This is a genomic window from Streptomyces abikoensis (genome assembly GCF_014648775.1).
In the GTDB taxonomy this organism is placed as follows: Bacteria; Actinomycetota; Actinomycetes; order Streptomycetales; family Streptomycetaceae; genus Streptomyces; species Streptomyces abikoensis.
Genome location: NZ_BMRT01000019.1, coordinates 1 through 9,937 on the forward strand (window position 1 = coordinate 1; position 9,937 = coordinate 9,937).

At 73.8% G+C, this 9,937-nt stretch carries 7 protein-coding genes and 1 pseudogene; 3 read left to right on the forward strand and 5 right to left on the reverse strand.

The window, feature by feature from the left end; translation table 11 throughout:
• Positions 1 to 80: pseudogene (locus IE096_RS31725) on the reverse strand (transcriptional regulator); the annotation flags it as partial.
• A gap of 155 nt (positions 81 to 235) precedes the next feature.
• On the opposite strand from IE096_RS31725, the gene IE096_RS30905 reads away from it, so the two are divergent.
• Positions 236 to 589 (forward strand): zinc ribbon domain-containing protein YjdM, encoded by a 354-nt coding sequence (locus tag IE096_RS30905; RefSeq protein WP_189457395.1) that lies wholly within the window; start codon positions 236 to 238, stop codon positions 587 to 589.
• A gap of 60 nt (positions 590 to 649) precedes the next feature.
• On the opposite strand, the gene IE096_RS30910 is transcribed toward IE096_RS30905, so the two are convergent.
• From IE096_RS30910 to IE096_RS30920, 3 genes are all read right to left on the reverse strand, one after another.
• Positions 650 to 1,546 carry an esterase/lipase family protein gene (locus IE096_RS30910; protein ID WP_189457398.1) on the reverse strand — a complete coding sequence of 299 codons (897 nt, stop codon included), beginning with the start codon at positions 1,544 to 1,546 and terminating at the stop codon, positions 650 to 652.
• Between the two features lie 182 nt (positions 1,547 to 1,728).
• A complete protein-coding gene (locus tag IE096_RS30915) occupies positions 1,729 to 2,718 on the reverse strand; it encodes a DNA polymerase Y family protein (RefSeq protein WP_229820768.1) in 990 nt (329 codons plus the stop codon).
• Between the two features lie 188 nt (positions 2,719 to 2,906).
• A complete protein-coding gene (locus tag IE096_RS30920; protein ID WP_189457402.1) occupies positions 2,907 to 6,380 on the reverse strand; it encodes a DNA polymerase III subunit alpha in 3,474 nt (1,157 codons plus the stop codon).
• Between the two features lie 175 nt (positions 6,381 to 6,555).
• On the opposite strand from IE096_RS30920, the gene IE096_RS30925 reads away from it, so the two are divergent.
• A complete protein-coding gene (locus IE096_RS30925) occupies positions 6,556 to 7,590 on the forward strand; it encodes a YhgE/Pip domain-containing protein (RefSeq protein ID WP_189457405.1) in 1,035 nt (344 codons plus the stop codon).
• Between the two features lie 484 nt (positions 7,591 to 8,074).
• Positions 8,075 to 8,524 carry a subtilase-type protease inhibitor gene (locus IE096_RS30930; RefSeq protein ID WP_189457406.1) on the forward strand — a complete coding sequence of 150 codons (450 nt, stop codon included), beginning with the start codon at positions 8,075 to 8,077 and terminating at the stop codon, positions 8,522 to 8,524.
• 107 nt (positions 8,525 to 8,631) lie between these two features.
• On the opposite strand, the gene IE096_RS30935 is transcribed toward IE096_RS30930, so the two are convergent.
• Positions 8,632 to 9,675, reverse strand: a complete 1,044-nt coding sequence (locus tag IE096_RS30935; RefSeq protein ID WP_229820766.1) for a S1 family peptidase — start codon at positions 9,673 to 9,675, stop codon at positions 8,632 to 8,634.
• Between the last annotated feature and the right edge of the window lie 262 nt (positions 9,676 to 9,937).

Consider the following 9,937-nt stretch of genomic DNA (forward strand, 5'->3'; position numbering starts at 1 on the left):
AGTTCCAGTACACGGATCCGGACCGGATGCCCGAGCATCCGGAAGAACTCGGCCTTCGCCTGATACAGCGGAACCGGCACGAAAACCCCAGCCTCTCGCGTCACCGGCCTCCGACGCGGAGGCAGCGTCTGATGCTGTGCCCGCGGCTACCTACGGGCACAGCGAAGCCATCATGTAGCGAATTGCAAAGTTTTGCAATTCGTCATGCTTGCAGACCTCGCCATACACTGTCCTGGTGAACGAGAACCTGCCCCCTTGCCCCGAGTGCTCCGGCGCCTACACCTACGAGATGGGCGCGCTGCTGGTCTGCCCGGAATGCGGCCACGAGTGGACGCCCGCCCCCGCCGAATCCGCGGGCGCCGCGGAGGAGGGCGTGATCCGGGACGCGGTCGGCAACGTCCTCGCCGACGGCGACACGGTCACCGTCGTCAAGACCCTGAAGGTCAAGGGCCACCCGACCGGCATCAAGGCGGGCACCAAGGTCCGCAACATCCGCCTCGTGGAGGGCGTGGCCGGGCACGACATCGACTGCAAGATCGAGGGCTTCGGCGCCATGCAGCTCAAGTCCAGCGTGGTCAAGAAGGCCTGACCCCAACGGGGCCGGGGGCCGCACACGAGTGCGGCCCCCATGAATACGGATCGGTCCGGGTCAGCTGAGCATCGAGGCGCAGGTGGCCGGGGTGGCGTGCTCGGGGTCGAGGGCGTTGACGGCCTCGTGGAAGGCGACGCGGTCGATGGTGCCGAGCGTCAGGTGCATGGAGATGTCGACCGGGCAGAGGTCCTGCACCAGCACGTTGCGGACGTCGGGACCGTCGAGGAACCCGGACCGGTAGGGGGTGACGACCTCGTCGTAGCGGGTCGCGATGACGGTGTAGCGGACGCCGGGGACGGTGTCGCCGCCCTCGTTGAGCTTCTTCATGAAGTCCGAGCCGACGACCTGGTCGGTCAGGCCGGTGGCGGTGCCGCTGATGACCTTCCGGGCGCCCGGGACGACGTCCAGGAGCTTGGCGATCCCGGAGAGGGTGGTGCCGTGGTTGTTGGGCGCGATGCCGACGAGGGCGTTCACCTTGGGGGCGCCGCCCAGGAACTTCAGGTAGTAGCGGGGCAGCATGCCGCCCTGCGAGTGGCCGACGATGTCCACCTTGGCCGCGCCGGTGACCGCCAGCACCTTGTCGACGTACCGCGCCAGCTCCCCGGCGGACTTCTCGGCCGGGCCGAGGCCGTACATCCCGGGGACGCCGATCTTGCCGTAGTCGAAGGAGAAGACGCAGTAGCCGCGCGCGGTCAGGTAGGGCGCGAAGGACCACCAGTTGTTGGTGCCGTTCTCCAGGGTGCCGTGGACGAGGACGACGGGGCGGGGGTGGGCGGCGGAGGGCCTGCACGAGTCGTCGTTCCAGCCGCTGCTGACGGTGCCGGCACTGCCGGCGGTGAACGACGAGGCCGTGGCGGCGGACGCGGTGGTGGGCATCGCGACCGCCGCCACGGCCAGGCCGAGCGCGGGCAGCAGGGATCTGACGGCTCTCCAGACGCTGCGACGCTGCTTCATCTGAGCTCCTCGCGGGTGGGGGGTGGGTACGCCGAACAGCGCCGGCAACAGCTGTTACGGGCGTGTGAAAAAGTCGTGAACTTACTTGCGGGTAGATTGCGGGCGATCTTTGCTTGCGTCAAGCAAAATCACAAAGATCGCAATGACTTGCTCAAGTCACGCCATCTCGTCACGCCATCTCGTCATGCCACGTCGTCATGCCGGTCCAGGGCCGCGGCGGGGCCCACCACCCCCGGACCGAAGCGCGCCCGCGCCCGGTCGATCACGGCCTCGACGCGTCGGGCCTTCTCGTCGGCGGGGTCGAACGACAGCTGGTGCGCGGCGGCCCCGCCGTCGCGCAGCCGCTCCGCGCGCAGCGCCACCGACCGCACCCTGGCCCGCTGGAGGGCGAGCGCGGCGTGCAGCGCGTACGCCGCGGCGATCAGGTCGGGTGAGTGCGCGGTCGGTTCGGCGAAGGACTTGGCGCGGGTGCTCGACGAGCCGTCCGCGTAGCGGACGGTGAGCTTCAGCCCCTGGGCGACCTGGCCGCTCCCCCGCAGCCGGGCGCCCAGCCCGTCGGCGAGCGCGAGCAGCGCGCGGCGCCGGTGGTCGGGGTCCAGCTCGTCGGTGGCGAAGCGGTGCTCCGCCCCCATCGACCGCGCCCGGGCGTCCGGGGTGACGGGCGTCGGGTCGATGCCGCGCGCCCGCTCGTGGACCCGCCGCCCGGCGGCCGCGCCGAGGATCCGCTCCAGGGTGTGGAGCGGCGCCCCGGCGACCCGGCCGACGCTGTCGAGCCCGTACGCGCAGAGCGCACGGGCGGTGGCGGGCCCCACGCCGGGCAGCGCGGCGACCGGCTTGCGGGCCATGAAGCCGGCGACGGCGTCCGGCCCGTCGGGGAGCGTGCGGACGGCGCCGGGCGGGCCGTCGCGGGCGACCATCCGGGCGAGGGTGGGGTTGCTCGCGATGCCGACGGTGCAGTCGGCGCCGTATCGCGCCAGGGCGCGGACGCGCAGCAGGGTGGCCAGCTCGGCCGGGTCGTGCCCGAAGTAGCGCACGGCGCTGCGTACTTCCGCGAGCGCGGCGTCGGGCGGCAACGCCTCCACGACGGGCGTCACCTCGGCGAGCAGCGCGAGCAGGCCGTCGTACGCCTCCTCGCCGAGAGCGCCTTCGGGTGCGTGGAAGTGCACGTACAGGACGGTTGTCTCCCCAGCCCCGCCCCTTCCCGTTTCTTCCAGGGGCTCCGCCCCCGGACCCCCGGTCCTCAAACGCCGGACGGGCTGAATCAGCCCCGGTTGTGGGCAGGCGTTCCGCAGGGCGGAACGGGTGGGCACAACCCGGCCCACCGGGCCGCGCCGACCCGGGTTCCGGGGCGAAGCCCCGGTCATCGGCCCGCGCTCCCCGAACTCGCGTGCCACAACTTCCGCCCCGTGGGCGCCCCCTCACCCGCCGGCTGCAGATCCGCCCACGGGTGCATGGCGTAGCCGTTGGACAGCCGGATGCGCCGGCCGACAGGCGCTCCCGGCGCGGTCGGCGCTGCCAGAACGGCGGCCACCGCCCCCAGCCCACCCTCCGCCCGGAGTGCCGCCAGCTCCCCCAGGTCCCACGCCGCCGCCCCCACCACGCTCAGGCTGCGCGGCCCGCGCCGCTGGACGACGCCGCGGACGAGCAGCAGCCAGGAGTGGAAGACGACGTGCGCGCACGCCGCGTGGCTGTCGTCGAAGAAGGCGCAGTCCACGAGGCCCGTGCCGTCGTCGAGGGTGGTGAAGATGACCCGTCGCCCCGACCGCACCGGAGGTGTCTGCGTGGCGGCCTTGGCGCCGGCGACCAGGACGGTCTCGCCGTGGCGGGCGTCGCGCAGCCGGCGGGCCGGGATGGCGCCCAGCTCGGTCAGGAAGGCGCGGTGATCGGTCATCAGGTGGCGGGAGGCGTCCATGCCGAGCACGGACAGCTCCGCGCCGAGCCGTTCGGCCGCGTCCAGGTCGGGCAGGCCGGCGGGCTCGGTGCGGGCGCTGTCGATCAGCGTGGGCTGGGCGGCGGACACCCGCCGCTGCCCGCGGTGGAGTTCGGCGATGTGCAGCAGCAGGTCCCGGCGGTTGGCGCCGAAGGCGTCCAGCGCCCCGACCCTCGCCAGCCGTTCGGTCACGGGCCGCCCCGGGCGGGCGCGCTGCCACAGGTCCTGGAGCGAGGTGTACGGGCGCCCGGCGACGATCCGGCGCGCCTCGGCCTCGCTGATGCCCTGCACTTCGGAGAGCGCGAGCCGCACCCCAAGCACATCATCGGACACCAGTTCGATCGAATAGGCCGTTCCCGAGCGGTTGACGTCCAGCGGCAGGATCGGCACCCCGCGCCGTCGCGCGTCGGCGAGCAGCAGCCGCTTGGGGTACATCCCCGGGTCGTGGGTGAGCAGCCCGGCGTAGAAGGCCGCCGGGTGGTGGGCCTTGAGCCAGGCCGACTGGTAGGTCGGCACGGCGAACGCCACGGCGTGCGCCTTGCAGAAGCCGTAGCTGCCGAACGCCTCGACGATCTCCCAGGTGCGGCGGACGACGTCCGGCGCGTACCCGCGCGCTTCCGCCGCCGAGGCGAACCAGGCCCGTACCCGGCCGACCCGCGCCGGGTCGGAGAGCGCGCGGCGCGTCTCGTCGGCGCGGCCCCGGTCGCAACCGGTCATGATCCGCAGGATTTCGATGATCTGCTCGTGGAAGACGACCACGCCGTGGGTCTCGGCCAGCACCTCCTCCAGGTCCGGGTGGGGGTAGCGCGCGGGGGCGCGGCCGTGGCGGGCCTCGATGAAGGGCCGGACCATGTCGGCGGCGACCGGGCCGGGCCGGAAGAGCGAGATGTCGACGACGAGGTCGTGGAAGGTCGAGGGCTGCAGCCGTCCGATCAGGTCCCGCTGTCCCGGCGATTCGATCTGGAAGCAGCCGAGGGTCTCGGTGGAGCGGATCAGCGCGTACGTCCGCCGGTCGCCGGGCGGCACCTGCGCGGGGTCGTCGAGGTCGATCCGGCGCCCGGTGGCCCGTTCGATCTCCCCGACGGCGTGGGCCATGGCGGACTGCATCCGCACGCCCAGCACGTCGAGCTTGAGCAGGCCGAGGTCCTCCACGTCGTCCTTGTCGAACTGCGACATCGCGAACCCTTCGCCGCTGGTGGGCACGACGGGGGTGCGGGCGCGCAGCGTGGCGTCCGAGAGCAGCACCCCGCACGGGTGCATGGCGACCCCGCGCGGCAGCGCGTCCAGCGCCTCGACCAGCTCCCACAGCCGGGTGTTGCCGGGCCCGAGGGGCCCGGCGGCGATCTCGCGCAGCTCGGGCAGCTCGGCGAGCGCGGCGCGGGCGTCCCGGGCGCGGATGTGCGGGAAGGACTTGGCGAGCCGGTCCACGACCTCCGGTGCCATGCCGAGGGCGGCGCCCACGTCCCGTACGGCGTGGCGGATCCGGTAGGTCTCGGGCATGGCGACGGTGGCGACGCGCTCCGCGCCGAAGCGGTCGAAGATCGCGCGGTAGACGTCCAGACGGCGGGCGGACTCGACGTCGATGTCGATGTCGGGGAGCGCGGTCCGCCGCGTGGACAGGAAGCGCTCCATCAGCAGGCCGTGTTCGACGGGGTCGGCGTGGGCGATGCCGAGCAGGTGGTTGACGAGGGAGCCCGCGCCGGAGCCCCGTGCCGTGACCCGGATGCCCAGGGCGCGGGTGTCGTCGACGACCTGGGCGACGGTGAGGAAGTAGGAGGCGAGGCCGCGCTGTTCGACGATGCGCAGCTCGTCGTCCAGCCGGTCCCAGTAGCGGCGGTCGCGGTCGCGTCCGCGCAGCACCAGGGCGGCGGCGCAGCGGGAGCGCAGCACACGGGCGGCGGTGCGGGGGCCGGTGCCGACGAGGTGGGGCTCGGGGAAGTGGACGGAGCCCAGGCCCAGGTGGTCCTGGGGGTCGACGAGGCACTCGGCCGCGGTGTCCTCGGTGGTGGCGAGCAGCCGGTGGGCGCCGGCCCGGCCGAGGCCGGCGGCCTCGGCGATCCGCGCGGCGGCGGCCGTCATGGCGGCCGGGTCCTTGAGCCAGCGTTCGCCGCTGTCGAGGGCCTCGGGCCGGCGGCGGTCGACGGGCACGAGCCGGCGGGCGGCGTCGAGGACGTCGGCGACGGGCCCCTGGCCGGGGTCGGCGTAGCGGACGGCGTTGCTGAGGACGGCGCGCACGCCCTGGTCGGCGGCGAAGCCGACGGTACGGGCGGCGAGCCGCAGCGAGCCGGGGCCGGTGCCGGTGCGGCCGTGCCAGACGGCCTCCAGCCGCAGCCCGTCACCGAACATTTCGCGCCAGGGCCGCAGCAGTCGTGCGGCGCGGTCGGGGCGTCCGGCGGCGAGCGCGCGGCCGATCTCCGAGTCCGGTCCGAGCAGGACGGTCAGCGGGGCGCGGATCCCGGTGGCGGCGCGGGCCAGCTCCTCCCGGGGCACCTCGGGCCGCTCGGCGCCGCTCACGTGGGCGGCGGAGACCAGCCCGCACAGCGCGGCCCAGGCGGGCGCGCCGTCGCGGGCGAGGAAGACCGCGCGGGGCGCGGACTCGTCGACGAAGGCACCGCCGCGGGCGGGGGCGCGGTGGCGCACGGTGGGGCCGTCGGCGGGCGGCGGTCCGGAGACGGCCAGGTCCACGCCGAACAGCGGGCGCACGCCCGCGCCGGCCGCGGCCTTGGCGAACCGGACCGTGCCGGCGAGGCTGTCGCGGTCGGTGAGGGCGAGGGCGTCCATGCCGCGCTCGGCGGCCCGCTCGGCCAGCCACTCGGGGTGTGCGGCCCCGTAGCGCGCCGAGAAGCCGGACGCGACGCGCAGGTGTGTGAACCCGGGGGCCCGGGTCGCCCGGAACGCCGCCATCGCACCTCCTGCCGCTCGCGATCACCCTCCCCTTGGCCGATTCTTTTCGCCCCTCCTGTCTCCACCATAAACCACTACTCGAACGTTCGTGCGAACACGAGTGCGAACGCCACTCCTGTCACCCGGCCGGACCGCACCGACTGCGCCCGCCGCCCGGACCCCGCAGGCTCGGGGCATGGTCAGCACACCCGGCGGCGGCGCCCGCTTCGTCCAGGAGGTCCGGGACGCCGTGACGGGCCGGGCGGCGGCCCTGGTGATCGGCGTGCTGGTGCTCCAGCTCGCCTTCGTCGCCTCCTACGTCGGCGCCTTCCACAGCCCGAAGCCCAAGGACATCGCGCTCGGCGTGGTCGCGCCCGGCCCGCTGGGCGACCAGCTGGTGACGAAGCTCGACGCGCTGCCGGGCCACCCCCTGGACCCGCGCACGGTCCCCGACGAGGCGCGGGCCCGTGCGGAGATCGGCGCCCGGGAGCTGGACGCGGCCCTGGTCGTCCATCCGCGCGGCACCACCGACACCCTGCTCGTCGCCGGGGGCGCGGGCGCCTCGCTCGCGCAGGCCGCCGAAGCGGTCCTCACCCGCGCCGAACGGGCCGAGGGGCGCGCCCTGCGGGTCGTCGACACCGCCCCGGCCGCCGCCGGGGACGCCCGCGGCCTCAGCGCGTTCTACCTGGTCGTGGGCTGGTGCGTGGGCGGCTACCTGTGCGCCGCGATCCTCGCCATCAGCGCGGGCGCCCGTCCCGCGAACGTCCACCGGGCCGTCATCCGGCTGGCCGCGCTCGCCGTCTACGCGCTGGCGGCGGGCCTGCTCGGCACGGTGATCGCGGGCCCGGTGCTGGGCGCGCTGCCGGGCGGGATCCTCGGCCTGTGGGGGCTGGGCGCGCTGGTCGTCTTCGCCGTCGGCTCCCTGACGCTGGCCCTCCAGGGGCTGGCCGGCGTCGTCGGCATCGGGCTGGCGATCGCGATCGTCGTGGTCCTGGGCAACCCCAGCGCGGGCGGGGCCTACCCCTACCCCCTGCTGCCACCCTTCTGGCGGGCCATCGGCCCGGCCCTCCCCCCGGGCGCGGGCACCTGGTCGGCCCGCTCCCTCGCCTACTTCCGGGGCAACGCGCTGACCGGCCCGCTGCTGGTGCTCTCCGCGTGGGCCGTGGCGGGCACGGCGGCCACCCTGCTCTCGGCGGCGCTCCGGCGCGGGCGCGCGGTCCCGACGGACTGACGGCCGTCACGACCCCCGTCGGACGACAGACCGAACGGTCGGTCTGAGCGGTCTTCGGCCATTGCTGCGAGGCTCCGGACTCGGTGTGACCGCCGCACGGTCACGGGGCGAGCCGCTTTTCGGCCGGGCGGCGGGGGCCGCCGGAGCCAGTTCAGGGATCATTGGATCCTGCGCCTCAAGGGGTCAAAAGCAATAATTCCAAAGGTCGTCTCGGCGTTCTGTCGATGAAAACAAGGCGTCCTCGCTGGTCAACATTGCTGAAACATTAAATCCCTCCATATCCTGCCGATCCGGACTCGCTTCTTCACCCGGCACTCCCGTGGCACCGCCGAGGGGGCCCGCCCCGCGCGAGATCCAGCCACCGCGCTCCACTACACAGTGCTTTCGGGTGACGACCGAAAGTGCTCGCCCAGGGTGCGTTCATGCTCAAGTTGGGCCAGACTGCCGTCCGTTATCTGCACCGACGAACAAGGGAGTGTTCGGAATGCGGTACATCACTGGGGGGATCGCGCTGGGAGCCGCGCTCGCGCTGGGCAGCCTGGCGGGAGCGGGAACGACGGCGACCGCCTCGCCCTCGCCGATACCCGCGGCGCAGACGCAGAGTCTGTACGCGCCCTCAGCGCTCGTACTCACCATCGGCCAGGGCGACTCGGCGGCGACCGCGGGCGTTCAGCGCGCGGTGACGCTCACCTGTACGCCGAAGCCCGCAGGCACCCACCCGAACACCCGCGGCGCCTGCGCCCAGCTGCGCCTCAGCGACGGCGACTTCGACAAGCTCGTCAAGATCAAGGACGGCACCATGTGCACGCGGGAGTGGAACCCCTCCACCGTCACCGCGGAAGGCGTCTGGGAAGGCCGCCGGGTCAGCTTCGAGCACACGTTCGCCAACCCGTGCGAAATGAAGGCGGGCAAGGGCACGGTCTTCGAGTTCTGAGCCGAGCCGGAAAACCGGCCCCGGCTCCGACCGGAGCGCGCCCTCGCGCGAAAAGCGGCCCCCGGACACCGTGGAGGTGTGTCCGGGGGCCGCGGTCCGTGGCGGGGTCAGCCGATGGCTGCCCCGGTGGCCGCCAGCGCCCCCGGCACCGGCTGGTAGTACGTCTTCGCGCCCGGGGCCTTGCAGTCCCCGCTGCCGCCCGAGGTCAGGCCGATCGCCGCGTCGCCGTCGAACAGGGGACCACCGCTGTCGCCGGGCTCGGCACACACCGTCGTCTCGATCAGCCCGGTGACCTGCCCCTCCTGGTAGTTGACGGTCGCGTCGACGCCGGTGACCCGCCCGCCGCGCACCCCGGTGGTGGAGCCGCTGCGCCGCACGGACTCACCGTTGTAGGCGGGTGCGGCATGGGTGATGGGCTGGGTCTGGCGGCCGTTGAGGGTCACCGCGCTGGGGTGCTCGACGCCGGGCACGTATTTCGCGAGGGAGTAGTCGTGGCCGGGGAAGACGGAGGTCTGGGTGGTGGCGACCACCGGCCCGCCCTTCTCCGCCGACCAGTTCGCCACGACGTTGCCGCAATGCCCGGCGGTCAGCAGATACGGCTGTCCGTCCTTGACGACGTTGAAGCCCAGCGAACAGCGGGCGGAGCCACCCCGGATCGCGTCGCCGCCGGCGATCATCCGGGTGAGCCGGGTGCCGATTCTCCGGACGGTCACGGTGTCGCCGAGTTTCGAGGTGACCTCGTTCAGCCGGGCCAGCCGCTCCCCCTTGACCGTGCTGTCGGCGGTCACGACGACCCGGTTGACTCTGGGATCCGTCACCCACGCGGTGCCGGGGATCGCCGCCCGGTCGTCCAGCACCCGCCGGGTCGCGTCCAGCCGCGCCTGGGAGAACCGGGCCCGCCTGGGCAGCGCGCCCGCCGCCCGGACGATCTCCTCGGCGTCCCGCCCGAGCACGTTGACCACGAGCCGCCCGGTCCCCTCGTCGTAGTACGACCCCGCGGCCGTCAGCGCCGTGAGCCCCGCGAGGGCGGCGGCGGGGACGAGCGGACCCGGCGCGGCCTGGGCCTGCTGCGGGACGAGCGTCACCACGGCGAGGGCGGCGGCCGCCGCGACGGCCGGCACGGCACGCACGGACACCCGACGGATCTTCAACTCGGCACCTCCAGTGGGGGGTTGAGCCCAGGGTCGGGATGCGGCACCCGGGCCCGGAGGACGAACGACACAGCCGCACCCCCGAGAGAGGAGGTCGCGTCCATGCCAAGTTGGTCCGTCGAGTGTCCCGATCGGGCGAGGGAGTGCACAAGGGCGAATTTCAGAAGCGCGCATTTCCATGCGCGCGCCCCCGGACCAGGGGGATGCCGTTGGCGAATTCGGGACCTGCGTGACGTCGGTCTTCAAGACGCAGTTGTGGTCT

Excerpts from the sequence above, each read along its gene's own strand:
- IE096_RS30925 (WP_189457405.1), top strand. The coding sequence starts at position 6,556 with ATGGTCAGCACACCCGGCGGCGGCGCCCGCTTCGTCCAGGAGGTCCGG.
- IE096_RS30930 (WP_189457406.1), top strand. The coding sequence starts at position 8,075 with ATGCGGTACATCACTGGGGGGATCGCGCTGGGAGCCGCGCTCGCGCTG.
- IE096_RS30910 (WP_189457398.1), bottom strand. The coding sequence starts at position 1,546 with ATGAAGCAGCGTCGCAGCGTCTGGAGAGCCGTCAGATCCCTGCTGCCC.
- IE096_RS30920 (WP_189457402.1), bottom strand. The coding sequence starts at position 6,380 with ATGGCGGCGTTCCGGGCGACCCGGGCCCCCGGGTTCACACACCTGCGC.